Origin of the sequence: Roseovarius conchicola, from assembly GCF_041403425.1 — a bacterium.
Classification (GTDB): domain Bacteria; phylum Pseudomonadota; class Alphaproteobacteria; order Rhodobacterales; family Rhodobacteraceae; genus Roseovarius; species Roseovarius conchicola.
Genome location: NZ_JBGEHK010000013.1, coordinates 36,908 through 58,439 on the forward strand (window position 1 = coordinate 36,908; position 21,532 = coordinate 58,439).

At 59.9% G+C, this 21,532-nt stretch carries 21 protein-coding genes; 16 read left to right on the forward strand and 5 right to left on the reverse strand.

Features of this window, described 5'->3' with window-relative positions; translation table 11 throughout:
- Positions 1 to 87: 87 nt before the first annotated feature.
- Genes V6N02_RS21340 through V6N02_RS21350 form a run of 3 tightly spaced genes read right to left on the reverse strand, consistent with a single transcriptional unit; the run spans position 88 to position 2,098 of the window.
- Positions 88 to 738 carry a hypothetical protein gene (locus tag V6N02_RS21340; RefSeq protein WP_371229396.1) on the reverse strand — a complete coding sequence of 217 codons (651 nt, stop codon included), beginning with the start codon at positions 736 to 738 and terminating at the stop codon, positions 88 to 90.
- Positions 735 to 1,358, reverse strand: a complete 624-nt coding sequence (locus tag V6N02_RS21345; protein ID WP_371229399.1) for an enoyl-CoA hydratase/isomerase family protein — start codon at positions 1,356 to 1,358, stop codon at positions 735 to 737. The genes V6N02_RS21340 and V6N02_RS21345 overlap by 4 nt, the downstream gene beginning before the upstream one ends.
- Positions 1,355 to 2,098, reverse strand: a complete 744-nt coding sequence (locus tag V6N02_RS21350; protein WP_371229402.1) for an SDR family oxidoreductase — start codon at positions 2,096 to 2,098, stop codon at positions 1,355 to 1,357. Before V6N02_RS21350 ends, V6N02_RS21345 begins: the two co-directional genes overlap by 4 nt.
- Positions 2,099 to 2,233: 135 nt before the next feature.
- On the opposite strand from V6N02_RS21350, the gene V6N02_RS21355 reads away from it, so the two are divergent.
- The 5 genes from V6N02_RS21355 to V6N02_RS21375 all read left to right on the forward strand — a co-directional run bounded on the left by V6N02_RS21355 (position 2,234) and on the right by V6N02_RS21375 (position 8,541).
- Positions 2,234 to 3,757: a DUF2125 domain-containing protein gene (locus tag V6N02_RS21355; protein WP_371229405.1), complete on the forward strand. Its 1,524-nt coding sequence runs from the start codon at positions 2,234 to 2,236 to the stop codon at positions 3,755 to 3,757.
- Between the two features lie 108 nt (positions 3,758 to 3,865).
- Positions 3,866 to 5,413, forward strand: coding sequence for a DUF2125 domain-containing protein (locus tag V6N02_RS21360; RefSeq protein WP_371229408.1), 1,548 nt, complete (start codon positions 3,866 to 3,868; stop codon positions 5,411 to 5,413).
- A gap of 119 nt (positions 5,414 to 5,532) precedes the next feature.
- Positions 5,533 to 6,879, forward strand: a complete 1,347-nt coding sequence (locus V6N02_RS21365; RefSeq protein ID WP_371229411.1) for a TldD/PmbA family protein — start codon at positions 5,533 to 5,535, stop codon at positions 6,877 to 6,879.
- Positions 6,866 to 7,639, forward strand: coding sequence for a 3'(2'),5'-bisphosphate nucleotidase CysQ (locus V6N02_RS21370; protein ID WP_371229413.1), 774 nt, complete (start codon positions 6,866 to 6,868; stop codon positions 7,637 to 7,639). Before V6N02_RS21365 ends, V6N02_RS21370 begins: the two co-directional genes overlap by 14 nt.
- Positions 7,639 to 8,541 (forward strand): DMT family transporter, encoded by a 903-nt coding sequence (locus tag V6N02_RS21375; RefSeq protein WP_371229476.1) that lies wholly within the window; start codon positions 7,639 to 7,641, stop codon positions 8,539 to 8,541. Before V6N02_RS21370 ends, V6N02_RS21375 begins: the two co-directional genes overlap by 1 nt.
- Here the strand turns inward: V6N02_RS21375 and V6N02_RS21380 are convergent.
- On the reverse strand, positions 8,474 to 9,295 hold the full coding sequence (locus V6N02_RS21380; RefSeq protein ID WP_371229415.1) for a glycosyltransferase: 822 nt from the start codon (positions 9,293 to 9,295) through the stop codon (positions 8,474 to 8,476). The two genes, V6N02_RS21375 and V6N02_RS21380, sit on opposite strands and share 68 nt — an antisense overlap.
- 335 nt (positions 9,296 to 9,630) lie before the next feature.
- Complete coding sequence (locus tag V6N02_RS21385) at positions 9,631 to 10,317, reverse strand: response regulator transcription factor (protein ID WP_371229418.1); 687 nt, start codon at positions 10,315 to 10,317, stop codon at positions 9,631 to 9,633.
- 175 nt (positions 10,318 to 10,492) lie between these two features.
- Here V6N02_RS21385 and ribA point away from each other — a divergent pair, with 175 nt between their 5' ends.
- The 11 genes from ribA to V6N02_RS21440 all read left to right on the forward strand — a co-directional run bounded on the left by ribA (position 10,493) and on the right by V6N02_RS21440 (position 21,463).
- Positions 10,493 to 11,584, forward strand: a complete 1,092-nt coding sequence (ribA, locus tag V6N02_RS21390; RefSeq protein WP_371229420.1) for a GTP cyclohydrolase II — start codon at positions 10,493 to 10,495, stop codon at positions 11,582 to 11,584.
- A gap of 39 nt (positions 11,585 to 11,623) precedes the next feature.
- Positions 11,624 to 12,493 (forward strand): tRNA 2-thiocytidine(32) synthetase TtcA, encoded by an 870-nt coding sequence (gene ttcA / locus V6N02_RS21395; protein ID WP_371229422.1) that lies wholly within the window; start codon positions 11,624 to 11,626, stop codon positions 12,491 to 12,493.
- A 79-nt stretch (positions 12,494 to 12,572) separates the two neighbouring features.
- A complete protein-coding gene (locus V6N02_RS21400; RefSeq protein WP_371229425.1) occupies positions 12,573 to 14,081 on the forward strand; it encodes a putative bifunctional diguanylate cyclase/phosphodiesterase in 1,509 nt (502 codons plus the stop codon).
- 112 nt (positions 14,082 to 14,193) lie between these two features.
- Positions 14,194 to 16,011, forward strand: coding sequence for a membrane protein insertase YidC (gene yidC / locus V6N02_RS21405; RefSeq protein WP_371229428.1), 1,818 nt, complete (start codon positions 14,194 to 14,196; stop codon positions 16,009 to 16,011).
- Positions 16,008 to 16,751, forward strand: a complete 744-nt coding sequence (locus V6N02_RS21410; protein WP_371229431.1) for an MOSC domain-containing protein — start codon at positions 16,008 to 16,010, stop codon at positions 16,749 to 16,751. The genes yidC and V6N02_RS21410 overlap by 4 nt, the downstream gene beginning before the upstream one ends.
- Positions 16,751 to 17,401, forward strand: coding sequence for a ribosome biogenesis GTP-binding protein YihA/YsxC (yihA, locus tag V6N02_RS21415; protein ID WP_371229434.1), 651 nt, complete (start codon positions 16,751 to 16,753; stop codon positions 17,399 to 17,401). Before V6N02_RS21410 ends, yihA begins: the two co-directional genes overlap by 1 nt.
- A gap of 60 nt (positions 17,402 to 17,461) precedes the next feature.
- Complete coding sequence (gene argB, locus V6N02_RS21420; protein WP_371229436.1) at positions 17,462 to 18,322, forward strand: acetylglutamate kinase; 861 nt, start codon at positions 17,462 to 17,464, stop codon at positions 18,320 to 18,322.
- A gap of 54 nt (positions 18,323 to 18,376) precedes the next feature.
- Positions 18,377 to 19,171 carry a sterol desaturase family protein gene (locus V6N02_RS21425; RefSeq protein WP_371229439.1) on the forward strand — a complete coding sequence of 265 codons (795 nt, stop codon included), beginning with the start codon at positions 18,377 to 18,379 and terminating at the stop codon, positions 19,169 to 19,171.
- 47 nt (positions 19,172 to 19,218) lie between these two features.
- The gene (locus V6N02_RS21430) at positions 19,219 to 19,812 is read left to right on the forward strand and encodes a ferredoxin (RefSeq protein ID WP_371229442.1); all 594 of its coding nucleotides are present in this window, start codon (positions 19,219 to 19,221) and stop codon (positions 19,810 to 19,812) included.
- Positions 19,809 to 20,300 carry a SixA phosphatase family protein gene (locus V6N02_RS21435; RefSeq protein ID WP_371229444.1) on the forward strand — a complete coding sequence of 164 codons (492 nt, stop codon included), beginning with the start codon at positions 19,809 to 19,811 and terminating at the stop codon, positions 20,298 to 20,300. The genes V6N02_RS21430 and V6N02_RS21435 overlap by 4 nt, the downstream gene beginning before the upstream one ends.
- Before the next feature lie 59 nt (positions 20,301 to 20,359).
- The gene (locus V6N02_RS21440) at positions 20,360 to 21,463 is read left to right on the forward strand and encodes an acetoin utilization protein AcuC (RefSeq protein ID WP_371229447.1); all 1,104 of its coding nucleotides are present in this window, start codon (positions 20,360 to 20,362) and stop codon (positions 21,461 to 21,463) included.
- The last annotated feature ends 69 nt before the right edge of the window (positions 21,464 to 21,532 follow it).

Below are 21,532 nucleotides of genomic sequence, written 5' to 3' on the forward strand. Positions count from 1 at the left end.
GGGCGGATGCCTGCAACGCGGCGGTGTATCTCAAATGCTGATACAGTCGATTTAGTAACCCATCTATGGCGTAGCCTTAACAGATGATCAGTCGAAGTCGCGTTGGAAACAGCCATCGCAATAGGGACCCAGTTCGGGCACCAATGCGAGGATTTCATCAATCAAGGCCCAGACTGGTGGCAAGGCTTGGCAATGATGCACGTCAACCGCATGAAAATATGCCTGTCGTGCAATTTCCAAGACAAACTGTGTTCCGTCAGAGCACGCGGCGTCACGCCTTTCGATTTGTCCGCCATTCATGAGGGACAACTGTTCCAGATGTTTCAACACCTCATCCAAATCTGACCTGGGTAGCTCTCTTGAGTATCGTTGATCAACCCTGCCCGGCGCGTACCCTCCTGCGCCGTCCAGCAGGGTGGCCTCTAGCCTGGTTAGCCCATCGACGCGTTTCTCGAAATGAATGGCAAACGCAGGTGTAAAGGTGGGAAGGACAAGCAGCCGAACGGCAACCGCGCCCTCGTCCAATTTGGTTCGGGCAAGCGATGGTTCGCCCATCGCCAATAGCTGATTGCCAAACCACTCTTCATAAAAAAGAGTTTTCTCCATAGGCGACCAGTGTTCTTCGACAGCCCAGGTTCCCAATGGGAAATATATGGGTCGTTTGCTCTCTGCCCCAACGAATGAGGCAGTAACAAATACAAGCAAGACGGCTGCAAGAACAGAAAGCCGATACATCATTTGCTAGCTTGATTGTTGCACAGCGCCTTAATTGCCTGGGCATGCTCGGGCGTGGCCCCCAAGGTATCGGCTGCCAGATCGCGCGCGCTCTGCATCAGGGCCTCGGGCTCGACCTGCTGGTCAAACAATCCCCAGCTCAGCGCCTCGGTCGGGGTGGTCTTGTGCCCGCCCATGAGGATCAGTTTGGCGCGCGCGTGGCCCACCAGGTTGGCCAAGCGGGCCGGATCAGAGGGTTGCGGCAGAAAGCCCAGCTTCATCACCGGGTAAAACGCTTTGGCCGAGGGCACGGCAAGGCGAATGTCGCAGGCCAGGACCATGCCCATCGCACCGCCCGCGACCGTGCCGTTCAGCGCCGCTATGCTCAGGCCCGGCATCGCCATGATCGCACCGGACAGGCGTTCCCAGACCGGGCTGGTGGGCAGGTCTGTCTTGGCGGCTTCCAGATCCATCCCCGCGGAAAACACCTTGCCCGCCCCGGTCAGGATCAGCACGCGCGCTTCGTGCGCGGCCTCGGCAATATCCGCCAGTTCTTCCAGCATGGGGCCGGTCAGGGAGTTGGCCTTGTCGGGGCGATTGATCGTCGCGATCCAAAGGCCGCCGTCTTTTTCCAGCTCGATCATGTCAGCCCCACTTTCTGGCGGATGTCCGGATCGCGCAACGAAATCTCGTCTCCCAGATAGGCATCGGCCTCGGGGCCACACATCCACAGGAGGGCGCGTGCCGGCCAGCCTGCCGGGATGTGATCATCCCAGTCGAGCGCTGCAACCGGGTTCACCCCGCTGGCCTTGATCTGGTGCTGCATGTCGGTGGCCACTGTGCCGGGCGAGAGGCCCATGGCGCGGATACCATGCGCGGCCCCTTCCTTGTGGGCGCACATGGTCAGCATCGCCGCCCCGGCCTTGGAGGTGCAGTAATGGCTCCAGCCTTCCAGCGCGTTATGGGCCGCGCCCGAGCTGACGGTCAGGATGGTGCCGCCGCCTGCGGCCTGCATCACCGGCATCGCCGCGCGCATCCCGTAATAGACGCCGTTCAGGTTGATCTCGATCACCTTGGCCCATTCGGCGGGGTCCGAGCTGGCAAGCGGTGCAATCGGTTCGATCACGCCAGCATTGTTGATCAGCACATCCAGCCCGCCGAAACGCTCCACGCATTTCGTGACGGCCTGGGCGACATCCTCGTAACGGCTGACATCGCAGGGCAGGGCGATCGCATTCTCGCCGATCTCGTTTGCCAGTGCCGTGATCTGATCGCTGCTGCGGGCCACCAGGGCGACATTCGCCCCGGTCTCGGCAAAAACCCGCGCTGCCGATGCCCCGATGCCCTTGCTTGCCCCGGTGATTAGTACTGTTTTTCCGTGCATTTTATGTGCAGTCCCTGTTGTTCTGATCTTGTCGTACCTAGCTAAACTGCGATGGTCCAGCGACAACACCACTTGACCCCCCTGCGCCATAAGCAGAAGCTATGCGCGACTGATTTGAACGAGAAGGGATTCCCGATGACGAAACTTAAAGCACCCGTGACCAGCGTTCTTGCCCTTGGCCTTGGCCTTTCGGGCACCGCGGCCTTCGCCGATTTGACCGCGCAGGACGTATGGGCCGACTGGAAAGACTATATGAGCGGCTTTGGGTACGAGATCACCGGAGAGGAAAGCACCTCGGGTGACACGCTGACGATCAAAGACCTGGCCATGGCGATGGATATGCCCGAGGGTGCGGGCAGTTTCAGCATGTCGATTTCCGAGTTTTCCTTCACTGATAACGGCGATGGTACGGTCAACATGACGATCCCTGCGGTGATGCCGATTACGGTGAGCGTTGACACGCCGGATGCCGAAGATGTGGACATGAAGGTCGACTATGTCACCGACAGTTTCGAGATGGTCGCGTCGGGCGATCCAGATAACCTGACTTATGCTTACACTGCTGACGAATTAAGCATGATTCTGAAAGAACTGGTGGTTGAGGGCGAGCCGGTTGACATCGGTACCGCCAATGTCACGCTGGCCGCTCTGTCGGGGCAAAGCAACATCCGCAACGGCAATATTCGCATGATCGATCAGACCATCGCTGCCGGGCCCGTTACCTACGCAATGGATTTCGTTGACCCCGAAGGCGAAGGCCGTATGGTCCTGAACGGCAAGTTTGACACCATGAACTTCTCCGGTGGCGGCAGTTTCCCGGACGGGATGGACCCCAACAACATGGCGTCGATGCTGAAAGCCGGGTTCGGCTTTGCCGGCGGGTTTGACCATACCGGTGGCAGTTTCAATATGAACTTTCAGGAGGATGGTGAAACCGTTCAGGTCAACACCAACAGTGAGGATGGCAAGGCCCGTGTCGCCATGGATGAAGGCCAGTTGCTTTATGATGTGAGTGCAAATAACACCAACATCCAGATGGCAGGGGCCGAGATCCCGTTCCCCATCGAACTGGCCATGGCGCAATCGGGCTTCAAACTGATGATGCCGATCTCCAAGGCCGAGGGTGAACAGGATTTTGCGCTGGGCATAACCCTGGGCGATTTCACCATGTCCGATCTGCTGTGGGGCCTGTTTGATCCCGCCGCCCAGTTGCCGCGCGATCCGGCGACGATTGCCATGGATGTCTCGGGTAAGGCCAAGCTGTTCTTTGACGTCATGGACCCCGAGCAGATGGCCGCGGTTGAAACCGGCGACGAGATGCCCGGTGAGTTGAATGCGCTGACGCTGAACTCCCTGACCGTGAGCGCGGCTGGTGCCGAGCTAACCGGCAATGGCGATTTCACCTTCGACAATTCCGATCTGACCACCTTTGATGGAATGCCCGCCCCCGAGGGCGCCGTTGATTTGTCGCTGAGTGGCGGCAATGGCCTTCTGGACAAGCTGGTCGCGATGGGTCTGCTGCCCGAAGAGCAGGCCATGGGCGCACGCATGATGATGGGCTTGTTTGCCATCCCCGGCGAGGGCGACGACATGCTGACCTCGAAAATCGAAGTCAAAAGTGATGGTCAGGTTCTCGCCAATGGCCAGCGCCTGAGATAACACCCAGGCCGGAAAACCCGGCCAACCAGCTAAAAAGGCCCGTCGGACTTGGACCGGCGGGCCTGCTCTATCACCCGGTCCGATGACCACGCCAGAACGAGGTTCTTTATGCTTTCACATGTCGTTTTTTCATCCCGTCGGGCTTTGCTGACCGGCACCACCACCGCTGTTGCGCTTGTCGCGGGCCTGCCCGCGCTGGCCGATGTCACGGCCGAGGATGTCTGGCAAAACCTGCGCGCGCCAATCATGGCAATGGGCGGTCAGATCGAGGCCGAAACAACCCGCAAGGACAATCAGCTTGAGGTGGGTGAAAACGTCATCACCTTCCAGCTGCCGATGGATCAGGGCAGCGTGACCATGACCTCCAGCGGTTTTACGCTGGCTGAAAACGGCGATGGCACGGTCAGCTTGCTTTATCCCGGTAGCATGGTGTTTTCGATGAGCGCTACGGGTCCTGACGGCCTGCTGGGTTCGGGCACGCTCACGATGGACAGTGCGTCCTATACCGGCATGGCCTCGGGCGATCCCGGTGATGTCAGCTATGATTACGGCCTTGATGGCGCCGAGATCAAGCTGACCGAGCTGACCCTGCCCGAAGCACCCGAGTTCACCTTCGAAATGACGGGCACTATGACCGGCGCGGAAGGCACGTACCGCGTCACCGAAGGTGATATCGTGACAATGGCGCTGGAAGGAACAGGCGGCGACGTCCAGTTCGACACGGCCATGACCGATGACACCGGTGTCAGCTCGAAAAGTTCCCAAACCACATCGGGCGGGACAACGTCGATAACCATGGCGATCCCCAATGGCAAGGTCGACATCATGAACCTGTCCCAGGCATTGCGCGATGGGTTGGAGATGAGCATCAAGGCGAAGGATACAAGGCTGGACACCACCAGCGAGACCACCATCGACGGCGAGGGGCTGATTGTTCAGAACTACGGCTACATGATGGACGATGTCGATTATGTGATTGATGCCTCGGGTCTTGTGGCCGCGGGCACGACGTCGGATGTCTGGTTCGAATTTCTGATGGGTCAGGCCTTCCCCGTGCCGATCAAAGGCGCGGCGGATCAGATGACAGGGCGCATTGCCATGCCGCTGAACAAGACCGAAGGGCCCGTGGACACCGATTTCGCCATGTCGATGGACGGATTTACCATGGATGACGCGCTGTGGGGTATGTTTGACCCCGCCGCGCAATTGCCACGTGATCCGGCACGGCTGTCGCTGGATATGACCGCCAGCGTCGAAAGCTTCATTGACCTGCTGGATATCGAAGCGCTGATGGCGCTGGAAACCAGCGATGAAACACCTGCCATGCTGCATGGTCTGACGCTGAAGGATCTCGCGCTTGAGATGGTGGGCGCCTCGCTCAAAGGGCAGGGGGCCTTCACTTTCGACAACACGGACTATGATACGTTTGACGGTATTCCCGCCCCCGATGGTGCCATTGATCTTGAGTTGAGCGGGGCCAATCAACTGCTGGACACTCTGGTGGCGATGGGCCTGCTGCCCGAAGAACAGGCGATGGGAGCCCGCATGATGATGGGGCTGTTTGCCGTTCCCGGCGTCGGTGAGGACGTTCTGACCTCGAAGATCGAAGTGAAGCCGGATGGCCAAATCCTGGCCAACGGTCAGCGCCTTCAGTAACGCGGGCCAGACACGCGCAGAGATCAGCAAGGTCGCGCCTCACCGCGCGGCCTTTTCTTTTGCCCGCTTGTGGGTGAAAAGGAAGTCAGACGACCCCAGCTTGCAGGAAAGCGCGTTTTATGACCCAGCCTCTGGACCAGATCACCCATGCCCTGATTGACGCGGCCCGAAAAGCGGGCGCAGAGGCAGCGGATGCCGTGGCCGTGCGCGGTCAGGCCACCACGATTGATGTGCGCGGCGGGGTGCTGGAACAGGCCGAGCGCGCCGAGGGTGTCGATATTGGCCTGCGGGTTCTGATCGGGCGGCGACAGGCCACGGTCTCGGCTTCCGATATCCGCCCCGACACCCTGACAATGCTGGCCGAACGTGCCGTGGCCATGGCCACAGAGGCCCCCGAGGATCCCACCGCCGGGCTGGCCGATCCGGATCAGTTGATCACATCTTGGGACATTGACGCGTTGGAGCTTTATGATCCTGCGCCCGAACCCACCCCCGAAGCCTTGCAGGACGAGGCTCGCCGCGCCGAGGCTGCCGCGCTGGCCGTCAAAGGCATCACACAGGTGCAATCCGCCTCGGCCGCGTATCATGCGCAGGATGCGCATCAGGCCGCCACCAACGGATTTTCCGCCGGATATCGGCGCACCGACAAGGGCATTTACTGTGTCGCCATCGCCGGGGAAGGCACTGGGATGGAACGCGATCACGACAGTGACAGCCGCGTGTTCCAATCCGATCTGCGCAGCCCCGAAGAGATTGGCCAATTGGCCGCCGAGCGCACCGTCGCGCAACTGGACGCGCGCAAACCACCCACGGGGGCCTATCCGGTGGTGTTTGATGAACGCATAGCTAGCAGCCTGATCGGGCATTTGTTGATGGCCGCCAATGGTGCAGCGATTGCGCGCGGATCGTCGTGGCTCTTGGGGCGGGAGGGCACACAGGTTTTGCCTAAGGGCCTGTCGGTGATCGAAGACCCGCATCGCCCACGTATTTCGCTGTCGCGCCCCTATGATGCCGAAGGGCTGCCCACGGCCCGGCGGGCGATTGTGGAGGACGGGGTGCTGACGGGCTGGACCCTTGATCTGGCCACGGCGCGCAAACTGGGGCTTTCCTCAACCGGGAATGCCAAGCGCGGCACCGGCTCCGTGCCTTCACCGGGCAACTGGAGCATCGCGCTGACCCAAGGCGCTCAGTCGCGCGCCGATTTGCTGGCCGAGATGGGCACCGGCCTGCTGGTCACCGGCATGATCGGGTCGACCATCAACCCCAACACGGGCGACTATTCGCGCGGGGCCAATGGGTTCTGGGTTGAGAATGGTGAAATCACCTATCCGGTGCATGAATGTACGATTGCCGGAAACCTGCCCGAGATGCTGCAAAGCATGACCCCCGCCAATGACGCGCGCGGCTGGCTGAGCCGGGTGGTGCCGTCGCTCAGGATCGAAGGGCTGACCCTTGCCGGCGCATGATCTGTCCCTTCTGATCGAGGCCGCCCGCGCGGCGGGAGAACTGGCCAACCGCTATGCCGGGGGCAGCGCCGAGCGTTGGGACAAACCGGGCGGTGCCGGGCCTGTGACCGAGGCCGACATCGCGGTGAACGACCTCCTGGGCGATCACCTGCGCGGCGCGCGACCTGACTATGGCTGGCTGTCCGAGGAAAGCGAAGACACGCCCGATCGTTTGGCAGCGGACAGGGTGTTTATCATTGACCCCATCGACGGCACGCGCAGCTTTATCGAAGGCTCGAAAACCTGGGCGCATTCGATTGCCGTGGCCGAACAGGGCCGGGTGACGGCGGCGGTGATCTATCTGCCCCAGCGTGACAAGCTTTATGCCGCCGCTGCCGGGCTGGGGGCTACGCTGAACGGCGTGGCCATTCACACCAGCGCGCGCAGCGATCTTACCGGCGCCCAGATGCTGGCCGCGAAGCCAACCGATGAGCCGCGCAATTGGCAGGACGGCGTACCGGGTTACACCCGCGCCTATCGCCCCTCGCTGGCCTATCGTCTCAGCCTTGTGGCCGAGGGCAAGTTCGACGCCATGCTGACCCTGCGCAAGACGTGGGAATGGGACATCGCCGCCGGTGATCTGATCCTGCGCGAAGCCGGCGCTGTCGCGTCGGACCGCACGGCACAGCCGCTACTGTTCAACAACCCGACCCCCAAACTTGACGGTGTGGTCGCCGCCAACCCCGCCTTGCACGCGGCCATTACCGGCGCGCTGGCATGATGTCCCGCTCGGACAACCTGACCGGCGCGTTGCTGATGATGGCTTCGATGGCCTGTTTCGTGGTCAACGACACGATGATGAAGGCGATGTCGGGGGATGTTTCGCTCTATCAGATCCTGTTCCTGCGCGGCATCCTGACCTCGATCGCCGTGGCCCTGATGGCCTGGAAAATGGGTGCGTTGACCCTGCAATTGCCGCGCCGCGACGCGGTGCTGGTGTTCTGGCGGATGTGCGCCGAGATCGGCACCGCCTATTTCTTTCTGACAGCCCTGTTCAACATGCCGATGGCCAATGTGATGGCGATCCTGCAGGCCTCGCCGCTGACCATCACGCTTTGCGCCGCTGTTCTGTTTGGCGAACCCGTGGGCTGGCGGCGGTTGCTGGCCATTCTGGTGGGGTTTGTCGGCGTGATGCTGATCGTGCGCCCGGGGACCGACGGGTTCACGATCTACTCGGTCTACGGCCTTACGGCGGTGGCCTGTATCACCGTGCGTGACCTGACCACCCGCAGGCTGTCGCCCGAAACCCCGTCAATGCTGGTCACGCTGGTGACGTCGGTATCGGTGATGGTGGTGTTTGGCCTTGTCAGTCTGGGGGATGAGTGGACGGCGATGAGCGCGCGCAGTTCTGCACTGACCGTGGGTGCCGCGGTGTTCGTGATCGGCGGCTACCTGTTCTCGATCATGGTGATGCGCGTGGGCGAGATCAGTTTTACCGCGCCCTTCCGTTATACAGGCCTGATCTTTGCGCTGGTTTTGGGCTGGCTGGTCTTTCGCGACTGGCCAGACCCCCTGACCCTGTTGGGGGGTGCCATTGTCGTCGGTTCGGGGCTGTTCATGCTCTATCGAGAGGCCGTACTGGGCGCGAGAACAGCTGCTTCACGTGGTCTTCGTCGACATTGAAATGCTTGAGGAAAGAGGCGCGCTGGTCGTCGTCAAGCGGCTCAAACGTGCCGCCCTTCAAGGATACGCCTGAATCATTATCGTCATGCTGAGCGCGCAGAAACATATGCGGCAAGGGATTGCTGATGACAGGCATATGGGTGTGCAGCTTGTGATGCGCATAATTCATCAGCGTCTTGCGGTCACCGGGCCGGAACCAGACCGCCAAGCCGGGGGTCCACAGGTTCGATATAACCTCGCGTGCAAGGATGCCGCTTCCTGACAGGGACACCGCGTAGCCCTTGTTGAAGTCAAAGGCGACATTCTTCCATCGTCGGCGCATCGCGACGCTTTGACGTTCAAGCCGACGGAGGGAGCGGACAAAGCGCAGGCCCACCGCGTCATCGTCATCAAGTCGGAACTGAATCGAAGGATCGGTGTCCTCGCCCAGCTCCTCCTTGATCGCAACCTGCATCGCCGTGCGTTGCCGCATCGGTTCCATCGGGACAATTTTGACCTGCGGGATATCGGCCGTGATATCATGCAGCCGGTCGCTGTAAGGCTTGGGCAGGGTATCTCCCACCACGATCAGGAAGCTGAAATCGGGATCGGTCTGGCCGCGGATCGACGGCAGGCTGAGGGTTTCAAAATGACGAAACCGCAACTCCATCCGTTCGCGTTCATAAAGATAGGCTTCGCGCTCGGCCACACTGTCATGCATCCGCTTGAACCCGCCAAGGGCAGGGTAGGAGAACCGGCAAATCCCTACGATCATCACTATGCGCGTGCCCTATGTGTTCGGATCATGGTTGCAAATGCCGCGAAGGGCGGCAAGGCGCAATTCATTCTTCCAGGTGGATAGGAAGACGTTATGTTGCAGCAAGGCCGCTTTGCGGGATGACGCCAGCCTTCCCCCCGTGCGGCTTGCACAAAATGCCGCTTCGGGCTCACGGCAGACACTCGCGCGCCCCAAAAAAAGAACCCCGGCAAAAGCCGGGGTCAGTCCAACAGGGAGGTGCATATGATGACCCGCATATGCGACGGGTATGCAGGTGTTTTACCAACCGGTCAAAGCCGTGACTTTGATCTTGGTCAAGTCGGCAAAAAATATCAGGCCAAAAGGCGGTACCCCCCGGATTCAGTCACCAACAGGCGTGCATTGCTTGGGTCCGGCTCGATCTTCTGACGCAGGCGGTAAATGTGGGTTTCCAGCGTGTGGGTGGTCACTCCGGCGTTATATCCCCAGACCTCGTGCAGCAGCACATCGCGTGCCACCACGCCATCGGTCGAGCGGTAGAGGAACTTGAGAATATTAGTCTCTTTCTCCGTCAGGCGAATTTTCTTGTCATCCTCGGTGATCAGCATCTTCATCGCGGGCTTGAACGTGTAAGGCCCAAGTTGGAAGATCGCGTCTTCGGATTGTTCATGCTGGCGCAATTGCGCACGAATCCGGGCCAGAAGCACCGGAAACTTAAAGGGCTTGTTGACATAGTCATTGGCGCCAGCGTCCAGACCCAGAATGGTATCTGCATCCCCATCATGGCCGGTCAGCATCATGATCGGGGCTTTCACGCCCTGTTTGCGCATCAGCCGACACAGCTCGCGGCCATCGGTATCTGGCAGACCCACATCGAGAATCACCAGATCGTAAATGCCGTCCTTGACGCGCCCCATGGCCTCAGTGCCATTGCCTGCCTCGAAGACATCAAAGTCCTCGGTCATCACCAGTTGTTCACTCAGCGCCTCGCGCAGGTCCTCGTCATCATCGACCAGAAGAATTTTTTTAAGCTGTGCCATCGGGCCATCCTCTCGCTGTTTGAAGTGATGTCGTCTGAATGGCTGCAGTTCTCAAGGTCTGCTACAGTGGCTTCACGGCCACGTGTAGCAGCGCGAGGTTTTGTTTCAATCCGTTACAAAACCCTGTAGACCACCGGACAGGTTTCTTTTCCGGTTTGATCACGGACTCATCACAATGAGCTTTGCGCCCTCCATCACCGAACGTCTGGCCCGTGCCCGCGCTGATCTGCGGATGGGGGTGCCAGTCATTCTGCGCGGGACCGGGGGAGATGCCCTGGCGCTGGCCGCTGAAACGCTTGAGGCCCAGCGTCTGGCCGATCTCCTTGCTCTCGGCGGCCAGCCGGTTTTGGCGATCACCAGCCGGCGCGCCGAAACCCTGAAAGCCCGCGCCTATGATGGGGATGTGGCACGTATCAAACTGCCCCTTGATGCCAATCTGGGCTGGGTTCTGGGCGTGGCTGATCCGGCGGATGATCTGAAAACACCGATGAAAGGCCCCCTGACCTCTGAGCGGGACGGCAACGCCGATCTGCACCGCCTTGCCATCAATCTGACGAAATCCGCGCGGCTGTTGCCCGCCGCCCTTTTGCTGCCGCTCTCGGACGGAGCCGGTTTCGCCGCCTCTGAGGGCCTCGGTGTGATTGATCACGCAGATGCCGCGCCTCTGCTGGATGCGGCCAGCCCGCTGCACCCGGTTGTCAGTGCGCGCCTGCCATTGGAAGTTTCCGAGGCCGGGCGCTTGCATGTATTCCGCCCCGAGGATGGCGGCGAGGAACATTACGCCATTGAGATCGGGCGACCCGATCGCGAGGCCCCAGTGCTGGCCCGGCTGCATTCGGCCTGTTTCACGGGTGACCTTTTGGGATCACTGAAATGCGATTGCGGCCCGCAACTGCGCGGCGCACTGGCCCAGATGGGGGCTGAGGGCGCGGGCATACTGCTTTACCTCAATCAGGAAGGGCGCGGCATTGGCCTGGCCAACAAGATGCGGGCTTATTCACTGCAGGATCAGGGGTTTGATACTGTCGAGGCCAATCATCGCCTTGGTTTTGAGGATGATGAGCGCGATTTCCGCATCGGCGCCGACATTCTGCGCAGCATGGGGTTCTCATCGGTGCGCCTGCTGACCAACAACCCAAGCAAGATTGCCATGTTTGAACAGCACGGTATCTCTGTAGCCGAACGTGTCCCGCTGAAAGTGGGCGAAACTGCACATAACCGCGCCTATCTGGCCACCAAGGCGCGCAAATCCGGCCACCTGCTCTGACCCCTTGCCCGGTGGGCGCAAACCGCCTAAAGCCACCTCATGCTTGACGATCAGACCGATATCCATCCGCTGTTTGCCGGTGCCCCGCAAAGCACCGAGTTCAAGAAGCTGCGCAAACGTATCGTGCGTCAGACCCGCGAGGCGGTCGAGCAATACGGCATGATCGAGCCGGGCGGCAAATGGCTGGTCTGCCTGTCCGGGGGAAAAGACAGCTACACGCTTTTGGCGGTGTTGCACGAACTGAAATGGCGCGGGCTTTTGCCGGTCGAGCTTCTAGCCTGCAATCTGGATCAGGGACAGCCCGGCTTTCCTGCCACCGTGTTGCCGAAATTCCTGGAAGAACGGCAGGTGCCCCACCGGATTGAGTATCAGGACACCTATTCAATCGTTGTCGATAAAATCCCCGAGGGGCGGACATTCTGTGCGCTGTGTTCGCGGTTGCGCCGTGGCAACCTGTATCGGGTCGCGCGGGAAGAGGGCTGCACTGCCGTGGTTCTTGGCCACCACCGCGATGATATCCTCGAGACGTTTTTCATGAACCTCTTTCATGGCGGGCGGCTCGCCACGATGCCCCCCAAACTGCTCAATGAAGAAGGGGACCTGTTTGTCTATCGCCCGCTGGCCCATGTTGCCGAGGTGGATTGCGAGAGATTTGCCCGTGCGATGAGTTATCCGATCATCCCCTGCGATCTGTGCGGAAGCCAGGACGGATTGCAACGCCAACAGGTCAAACAGATTCTCGACGGCTGGGAGAAAAACAGCCCCGGTCGCCGTCAGGTGATGTTTCGGGCGCTGATGAATGCGCGTCCTTCTCATCTTTTGGACCCGAAACTCTTTGATTTTGAAGGGCTTGCCCGGGGGTCGATAAAATTGGAAGAAAATCCCGACGCGATCCCGAAACTGCGTTAAGCGACTATTGATAACCCGGCCTTAGGTTTGGCGTGAAACTTGGGGATCTTTGATCTTGTCACGTCTGCAAACCATCAGTTTGAAGCTCAGGTCGGCGCTGGAGCATCTGTTCGCCGGGCCACAGGCATTGGCCTTGTTGCCTGCCCTTGTGCTGGCCGGGTTCTGGCTTGGCGGAGAAAGGGTTCTGATCCTTCTGGCCATTGCCTTGCCCTTGTGCCTCGCGATCCTGCGCAGCCTCGGACCAACACATGCCCCCCGCGAGGAAGATGAGGAGGTTGACGGCTCTGCGCGGTTGTTCCGGCATCTGGACGGGACCTTGCGTCAGGCCCGGCGCAAATCATTGAAATGTGCCACGGTGTTTGTCGAACTGGATGATTTTGAACTGCTTTTGGACCGTTACGGACAGGCCGCATCCGGCCATGTGCTCAACCAAAGCCGGGAGCGATTGAAATCGGCCCTGCGCGGGCGCGACAAGGTTTTTCACGTCAAGGATGGGCGCTTTGCCGTTGCCCTTGCACCGGTTCGCCATCTGGACATGGATGTGGCCCTTCAGGTGTCTGAACGCCTGCAGCGCGCGGTCGAAGAGCCGATTTCTCTCGATGCCACGACAATCTATGTCTCGGCCTCCTGTGGCATGGCGGTTAGCTCACAAACAGACAGTTTGATCGGCAAGGATTTGGCCCATGCCGCCGGGCTGGCACTTCGGGATGCACGGCGCTATGCCCCTTCGGCGATCCGCGCCTACGCACCTGATATGCGGCTGCCGGAACCCAACGCACCGGGCATTGAGGCCGAGGTGATCGCGGCACTGGAAAACGGTCAGATCGTGCCATGGTTTCAGCCACAGGTTTCGACCAACACAGGCCATATCACCGGGGTCGAGGCATTGGCGCGATGGGTTCACCCTGAACGCGGCCTGATCTCTCCGGCCGAGTTCCTGCCAACGCTGGAGCGCGCCAGCAAGCTGGAGCGTCTGGGCGAGGTGATGCTGTACCAGGCATTGCGTGCGTTGACAGCCTGGGACAAGGACGGGTTGAACATCCCCAAGGTGGGTGTGAATTTCTCACCCGAAGAACTGCGCAATCCCCGTCTGGTTGAAAAAGTGAAATGGGAACTGGACCGGTTCGAGCTGGCCCCGGACCGGTTGATGGTCGAAATTCTGGAAACGGTGGTTGCCACCTCGCCCGACGATACGGTCACACGCAATATCAATGGGTTGGCAGCTTTGGGGTGCCTTGTCGATCTGGATGACTTTGGCACTGGCCACGCCTCGATCTCGTCCATTCGTCGCTTTGCGATTCAGCGGCTCAAGATCGACCGTTCGTTCGTGATGAAGGTCGATATGGATGCCGAACAACAACGCATGGTGTCTGCCATCCTGCTGATGGCAGACCGTTTGGGTCTCGATACTTTGGCGGAAGGCGTGGAAACAGCGGGTGAGCACGCGATGCTGGCACAACTGGGGTGCAATCACGTGCAGGGTTTCGGCATTTCGCGCCCTCTTCCCTTCGACAAGACCGCCGGGTGGGTTCGCGCCCATATCGCAAAACTGGGCGATCCACCGGTGATAGGGCGGAAAATGGGGTGAACACCGCCTGTCCTGCAACCAGTTACGCCAAAACCCGCAAATCCACTTGACCTTTTGGCCCGCACTCTGTTGAACCCCTGAAACACGGGAAACAGAGAAATGGCCATCACGGATGGATGATCAGAACAAAAACCTAATTCTAGCCACGGCACTCAGCTTTTTGGTGATTCTGGTCTGGTTCGTCATGTTCCCGCCGCCGGAACCTGACCCGCTGACCTCCGAAGTGCCCGCTACGGTCGCTGATACAACCACCAGCGATGTGGCTTCGGCACCCACCGCGGCTGCCACCACCACGCAGACGGGCGAGGCAGAACCGGCCACCACCGAGACCACCGTGGCCGATGCCCCGCGCGTGACCATTGACACCCCCAGTGTCAAGGGAACCATTTCGCTGCAAGGCGGGCGCATTGACCAGCTGTCTTTGAAAAAGTATCGCGAAACGCTTGAAGCCGACTCAGATATCGTGAACCTGTTATCCCCGGTTGGAACGGATGAGCCTTACTACGCACTGTTCGGATGGGCACCTGGCGTTGGCGTTGAACCCGAGTTGCTCCCCAACCCCAATACCAATTGGCAGTTGGAGAACGGAGAAACGTTGACTCCTGAAACGCCTATCACCTTGGTTTGGGAAAACAATGCTGGGCTTACTTTCCGCCGCACAATCAGCATCGACAATGATTACATGTTCTCCATCACGCAGTCCGCGGAAAACTCCGGCTCCGACCCAGTAACCCTTGCTCCCTACGGTATTTTGGCCCGCCATGGGATTCCTGCTGACGTGAAGAATTTCTTCATTCTGCACGAAGGAGCAATCCACATGATTGATGGGGTTCGCACCGAAACCAAGTACTCGAAGATTGCACCAACGACAGAATATGAGACCAATATCGCCGAAAGTGAGGGTTGGACAGGCTTTACCGACCACTACTGGATGGCCACGCTGATCCCCGGAGAAGGGGAAGGTTTGAAGATCAGTACATTCAATGATGCAAGTCGAAACATCTACCAAACTACCGCCCAGCAAGCGACTGTCACACTCGCGCCGGGCCAGAAATCAGAAGCTTCCACCCGCCTTTTCGCAGGTGCTAAGGAATGGGAAACCATCCGCAATTACCAGAACGAGGATGGCGTCGAAGGCTTCCTTGATTCGATCGACTGGGGCTGGTTCTTCTTCCTGACCAAGCCGATCTTTGCGGTTCTGCACTACCTGAACGCCCTGATCGGCAACATGGGCTGGGCGATCATCGGCCTGACGCTGTTGATCAAGGCAGTCCTGCTGCCGCTGGCTTATAAATCCTACGTTTCCATGGCCAAGATGAAAGAGCTTCAGCCACAGATGGAGGCCATCAAGGAGCGCGCTGGAGACGACCGTCAGGCACTTCAGAAAGAGATGATGGAGCTTTACAAGAAGGAAAAGGTCAATCCGGCCTCGGGCTGTCTGCCGATCCTGCTGCAGATCCCGATCTTCTTCTCGCTCTACAAAGTGATATTCGTCACGCTTGAATTGCGCCATGCGCCGTGGATTGGCTGGATCAAAGACCTCTCGGCGCCTGACCCATCGTCGATCTTCAACTTCTGGGGCATCATGCCCTGGGCGGGCCCTGAACCGGGCAGCATCATGGCGCTGATCTTCATCGGCATCATGCCGTTGTGCCTTGGCGTGTCGATGTGGCTGCAACAAAAGCTGAACCCGGCCCCAACCGATCCCACACAACAGATGATCTTTGCCTGGATGCCATGGGTGTTCATGTTCATGCTGGGCAGCTTTGCCAGCGGGCTGGTGCTGTACTGGATTGCCAACAACATGATCACTTTTGCCCAGCAATACCTGATCATGCGCAGCCAGGGGTACAAGCCTGACGTGTTCGGCAACATCAAGTCCAGCTTCAAAAAGCGCGCCCGAGAGGCCGCCAAGGACGACAAGAAATGAGCACGGTCCGTGCCCTTTGGCGTCATCCGATCAAAGGGCATGGCCGCGAAGCGCTGAGTGAGGCGGCACTGACCAAAGGTCAGACCATGCCCTGGGATCGCCGCTGGGCGGTCGCGCATGAAATGTCCGGGGCAGACAACACCGCCTGGGCACCCTGCGCCAATTTCTCACGTGGCTCGAAGAATGGCGCGCAGATGGCCATCAGCACGACAAGCGACGAGGCCGCGGGCACCGTCACGCTTAGCCATCCCGACCTGTCCGACCTTACCTTTGATCCGGATCGCGAGACGCAGGCCTTTCTCGATTGGGTGCGCCCCATCATGCCGGCAAACCGCGCGCAGTCGACCCGAATTATCCGGGTGGACGGGCGCGGAATGACCGACACAGATTACCCGTCGATCAGCCTGATCAACTTGGCCTCGAACGCGGATCTGGCCGCCACGTTGGGCGCCGAAATATCGCCCCTGCGGTGGCGCTGTAACATCCATATTGACGGCTTTCCTGCCTGGGAAGAATTCACATGGGTCGGGAAGTCCCTGCGCATCGGTGAAATTGAATTGACCGTGCGGGAACCGATTGAACGCTGCCTTGCCACAACGGCAAACCCGGCCACCGGTGAACGTGACCTGGACACGTTGAAGGCCTTGAACACGACCTACGACCATCAGGATTTCGGCGTCTATTGCGAGGTCATAACCGGCGGCACCTTGCGGGTCGGTGACAGGGTTGAGGTGTTGTAATGGCGCTACCGTTCCCCCTGGCGGAGGCCCCCGCACCCGAAGATGCCGAGACCGGCCGCAAACTGTTCGCGGGCGAGGTCACGTTCGTCAAAGGCGTCGTCGCGATGTCGGGCCTGCCGCCTGCTGACCGGCCCGAAGTGTGTTTTGCCGGACGCTCGAACGTGGGCAAATCCAGCCTGATCAACGCCCTGACCGGGCGCAAGGCCTTGGCGCGCGCCTCGAACACACCCGGGCGCACTCAGGAAATCAACTATTTCGCTCTTGGCGATCAAAGCTACCTCGTGGATCTGCCCGGCTATGGCTATGCCAATGCCCCGGTTGCCAAGGTCGAACAATGGCAGGCGCTTCTGAAACGCTATTTGTCGGGCCGGGCCACGCTGCGCCGCGCCTTTGTGCTGGTCGATACGCGCCATGGGATCAAACCGGTGGACGAAGAAATCATGTCGCTTCTGGACAGCGCCGCGGTGACGTTTCAATGCGTGATGACCAAGGCGGACAAGGTGAAAGCCACTGAGCGCGACAAGGTGCTGGCGCAGGTGCGCAGCCGTCTGGCCAATCACCCGGCGGCCTTCCCGGAACTGATCCTGACCTCCAGCGAAAAAGGCGACGGGATTGGCACTCTGCGCAGCATCATCGCAACGCTTGAATAACAGGCATCTTGCACCTCAGCGCCCGGAGGGGGATAACCCGTCTGATCCGAGGGACAAGAGATGAAGAAACAAGTTATGAACCGCGACTGGATTTCCACGGCCCGCACGCTGTCAGAGGCACTGCCTTACCTGCAACGCTATGACGGGGCGATTGTTGTCATCAAATTCGGCGGCAACGCCATGGGCGATGACGCGGCGATGGACACGTTCGCGCGTGACATGGTGCTGTTGCGTCAGGTCGGGGTGAACCCGGTGGTGGTGCATGGCGGCGGACCAATGATCAACCAGATGCTGGACAAGCTGGCGATCAAGTCCGAGTTCGTGAATGGAAAACGCGTCACGGACGAGGCCACGATGGAAGTGGTGGAAATGGTGCTGTCGGGCCGCGTGAACAAGCGGATCGTACAAGCCATCAATGATCAGGGCGGCAAGGCCGTCGGTCTGTCGGGTAAGGATGCCAAGCTGATCACCTGCACGCCGACGAATCCCGATCTGGGTCTGGTGGGCACGCCATCGAAGGTGGATACGGGAATCCTGCACACGTTGTTCCGGGACGATGCGATCCCGGTGATTGCTCCGCTTGGCGCGGGTGAAAAGGGCGAGACCTACAACATCAATGGTGACACGGCAGCGGGTGCGATTGCCGCATCACTCAAGGCTGATCGGTTGCTGCTTTTGACCGATATCGACGGGGTGCGCGATGCCGCTGGCAACGTGGTGACGGAACTGAGCGCAGATCAGATCCGCGCATTGACCGAGGAAGGCGTAATCGCCGGCGGCATGATCCCCAAAACCGAGACCTGTCTCACGGCCATCGAGGGCGGTGTGCGGGCCGCGGTCATCCTGGACGGACGTGCGCCAAACGCCTGTCTGCTTGAGCTTTTCACCGATCACGGCGCGGGTTCGATCATCCGCGCCTGATCACAAAACCGTAGGTGTCTTGCCCGGCCCACGAATTGGATTAGGGTCTGGGCCATGGAACACGAAGCACTCCTCCGACTGGGCGTTTTTCTGGGGCTGTTCACCCTCTTTGCCGTGATCGAGGCCAAGGCCCCGCGTCGCGTGCGGGCGGAACCCAAGGTCCGCCGCTGGATCACCAATTGGGCGATCATTGCGATTGATACCCTGACGCTGCGCTTGTTGGCCTTTGCCCTTCCCCTGCTGGCCGTGGGGGCCGCGATGGACGCAAACGCCAATGGTTGGGGCCTGATGAACGCGCTTGATCTGCCGCTTTGGACGGCGGTGATCCTGACTGTTCTGATCTTTGACTTCGCGATCTGGCTACAGCATCTGATCACCCATAAGATACCGATATTGTGGCGTTTTCACCGGGTGCATCATGCAGACCGCGATATCGACGTGACCACGGCAATCCGCTTTCACCCGGTCGAGATCGCCCTGTCGATGATCCTGAAAATCGGGCTGGTCTACTTGCTGGGGCCACCCGCGATTGGGATCATCCTGTTCGAGATCATCCTCAACGGGACCGCCATGTTCAACCATGCCAATATGCGCCTGCCCCTGAAATTCGATGCGGTTTTGCGGCAATTTCTGGTGACACCGGATATGCACCGGGTGCATCATTCGGACGAACGCGCCGAGCATGACAGCAATTACGGCTTTGCCCTGTCGATCTGGGATAGGATGTTTGGCACTTATATTGCGCAGCCGAAAAAGGGGCATGACGATATGACGATCGGGTTGGAATGGCAGGACGAACGACCGTCCAAACTGGGATGGGCGCTGATGCTGCCGTTTCGCCGTAAATGACGTTGGATGAGATCGAAAAGGCTATTAAAGACAGCCGCTTGACGGTCATGGGCGCCTTTCATCCACGCCCTGAACATATCGCACCCCAAGGCACAGGCACGCTGGTGATGCTGGGGCCGAAAGAGCCGGGCTTCTGGGGGCATTTCACGGCATCGCCTGAGTATCAGGACGGGGTCAGAGACCCGCTGGATCGCTGGTCAGAACGCGTGGTCACCGGGCTTGCCAAAGCCTTGAACGCAAAGCCCTATTTTCCGTTTGGGGGGCCGCCCTTTCAACCTTTCATCCGTTGGGCGCATGCCACGGGCCGCGCGCACCAATCCCCTGTTGGATTGTTGGTGCATGATACGGCGGGGCTGATGGGATCCTATCGTGGGGCCTTGGCGTTTGAGGCGGTTCTGGAGCTGCCCGAGAACCCGCCCAGCCCATGCCTCACCTGCGATGACAAACCCTGCATTACGGCTTGCCCTGTCGACGCGTTCGGGCAGGGGTTTTATGACGTGCCAACCTGCAAGGCCGATCTGGATAGGGCAGAAAATGACTGTATATCAAAGGGTTGCGCGGTGCGACGTGTCTGTCCGGTCAGCCAGACCTACGGGCGCGAAGAGGCACAATCATCCTTTCACATGGAGGCCTTCAAATGAAGCGTTTGATCCTGATGCGGCACGCCAAATCCAGCTGGGATGATCCTATGCTGGGCGATCACGAGAGGCCGCTGAATGGACGCGGACGGATATCTGCCGATGCCTTGGGCGACTGGCTGCGTGCCAAATTATACGCACCAGATCAAGCACTTGTGTCCGATTCAGCGCGCACGCGAGAAACTTTTGCGCGGCTGAATTTCATCTGTGACACCAGCTTTGCCAGTGCCCTGTATCACGCGAGTCCGCGGACGATGATTGAGGTTCTGAAAGGGGCCAAAGGCGATACGGTTCTGATGGTCGGGCACAATCCCGGCATTGCCGAGTTTGCCGGCCAGATCGTCGCGCAGCCGCCCGATCACATGAGGTTTTATGACTATCCCACTTGCGCGACCACGGTGATGGAATTCGATATCGACGATTGGTCCGAGCTGCGCGCCGGAACGGGGCGGGTGCTGGATTTTGTCATTCCGCGGGAAATTACCCCATAATGGGTGCAGTTTCGCACAGCCATTTCCCAATTTGTACAATCTGTACATAAGCCCGGACCATGCGCCCGCTTTTCATCGGCTCAGAGATTTATCGCGGCTCCAGCTATGGAGCGCGCCACCCCTTAAGCATCCCGCGCGTCCCGACGGCAACCGACCTGTGCAAGGCCATTGGATGGTTGCCCGCCGAGCAATTCCGAAACAGCCCGAGGGCGAAACCGGCCGCCCTTATGAGCTTCCACACGGAGGCCTACGTCACCGCGCTGCAAACGGCGGAACGGGAGGGCACGGTGTCAGAGGATACCCGGGCGCGGCACAAGATCGGAACGATGTCGAACCCCGTTTTCCCCGAGATGTTTCGCCGACCTGCAACGGCAGCGGGTGGATCGCTGTTGGCGGCAGAACTGCTTGCTGAGGGAGGCGTGATTTATAACCCCGGCGGCGGCACCCATCATGGCATGGCCGACCATGCGGCCGGGTTCTGCTATCTCAACGATCCGGTACTGGTGATCAAGGCGTTGCTGGCGCAAGGGCTGAACCGCGTGGCTTATGTGGATATCGACGCGCATCATTGCGACGGGGTGGCCGCGGCCTTTGAAGGCGAGGCACGGGTGCTGATGATCTCGACCCACGAAGAGAAACGCTGGCCTTTTACCGGCGCGTTGGAGGATCGCACCGGGCTTAACCTGCCGTTACCGAAGGGTGCGAATGACACCGAGTTTCTTTACGCCTTGGACGAGTTGATCCTGCCCGCCGTGCAGCGTTTTGCGCCGGACGCGGTGGTGCTGCAATGCGGGGCGGATGCCGTGCTGGAAGACCCGCTGGCGCGGCTGGCCCTGTCGAACAACAGCCATTGGCGCGCGGTGGCCGCGCTGAAGGATGTGACCAAGCGCCTGCTGGTGCTGGGCGGCGGAGGCTATAATCCGTGGAGCGTGGGGCGGCTGTGGGCCGGGGTCTGGGCCACGCTGAACGGGCATGAAATACCGGGCAGGTTGCCCGAGCGGGCGCGGGCCGTGCTGGCGGGCCTGAGCTGGGTCAGGCAACGCGGAGAGGTGCCGGACTATCTGGTCGAGACGCTGCGGGACGCCCCGCGCGAGGGGCCAATCCGGGAGGAGGTACGGGAGCGGGTGAAGGTGTTGCAGGGGCGGCTGAGCGTCTGGATGTAACCTTCGACCGGACAGTGCCAACCTTTGGCCCTCAGGCCCGTTCCGGATCCTTTACACCGCATCACTCAC

Bases quoted from the DNA above. Each gene is read 5' to 3' on its own strand.
- V6N02_RS21435 (WP_371229444.1), top strand. From the start codon at position 19,809: ATGAAGCGTTTGATCCTGATGCGGCACGCCAAATCCAGCTGGGATGAT.
- yidC (WP_371229428.1), top strand. From the start codon at position 14,194: ATGGATGATCAGAACAAAAACCTAATTCTAGCCACGGCACTCAGCTTT.
- argB (WP_371229436.1), top strand. From the start codon at position 17,462: ATGAAGAAACAAGTTATGAACCGCGACTGGATTTCCACGGCCCGCACG.
- V6N02_RS21355 (WP_371229405.1), top strand. From the start codon at position 2,234: ATGACGAAACTTAAAGCACCCGTGACCAGCGTTCTTGCCCTTGGCCTT.
- V6N02_RS21375 (WP_371229476.1), top strand. From the start codon at position 7,639: ATGTCCCGCTCGGACAACCTGACCGGCGCGTTGCTGATGATGGCTTCG.
- V6N02_RS21430 (WP_371229442.1), top strand. From the start codon at position 19,219: ATGGGCGCCTTTCATCCACGCCCTGAACATATCGCACCCCAAGGCACA.
- ribA (WP_371229420.1), top strand. From the start codon at position 10,493: ATGAGCTTTGCGCCCTCCATCACCGAACGTCTGGCCCGTGCCCGCGCT.
- V6N02_RS21360 (WP_371229408.1), top strand. From the start codon at position 3,866: ATGCTTTCACATGTCGTTTTTTCATCCCGTCGGGCTTTGCTGACCGGC.
- V6N02_RS21385 (WP_371229418.1), bottom strand. From the start codon at position 10,317: ATGGCACAGCTTAAAAAAATTCTTCTGGTCGATGATGACGAGGACCTG.
- yihA (WP_371229434.1), top strand. From the start codon at position 16,751: ATGGCGCTACCGTTCCCCCTGGCGGAGGCCCCCGCACCCGAAGATGCC.
- V6N02_RS21340 (WP_371229396.1), bottom strand. From the start codon at position 738: ATGATGTATCGGCTTTCTGTTCTTGCAGCCGTCTTGCTTGTATTTGTT.
- ttcA (WP_371229422.1), top strand. From the start codon at position 11,624: ATGCTTGACGATCAGACCGATATCCATCCGCTGTTTGCCGGTGCCCCG.
- V6N02_RS21365 (WP_371229411.1), top strand. From the start codon at position 5,533: ATGACCCAGCCTCTGGACCAGATCACCCATGCCCTGATTGACGCGGCC.
- V6N02_RS21410 (WP_371229431.1), top strand. From the start codon at position 16,008: ATGAGCACGGTCCGTGCCCTTTGGCGTCATCCGATCAAAGGGCATGGC.
- V6N02_RS21425 (WP_371229439.1), top strand. From the start codon at position 18,377: ATGGAACACGAAGCACTCCTCCGACTGGGCGTTTTTCTGGGGCTGTTC.
- V6N02_RS21345 (WP_371229399.1), bottom strand. From the start codon at position 1,358: ATGATCGAGCTGGAAAAAGACGGCGGCCTTTGGATCGCGACGATCAAT.
- V6N02_RS21350 (WP_371229402.1), bottom strand. From the start codon at position 2,098: ATGCACGGAAAAACAGTACTAATCACCGGGGCAAGCAAGGGCATCGGG.
- V6N02_RS21380 (WP_371229415.1), bottom strand. From the start codon at position 9,295: ATGATCGTAGGGATTTGCCGGTTCTCCTACCCTGCCCTTGGCGGGTTC.
- V6N02_RS21440 (WP_371229447.1), top strand. From the start codon at position 20,360: ATGCGCCCGCTTTTCATCGGCTCAGAGATTTATCGCGGCTCCAGCTAT.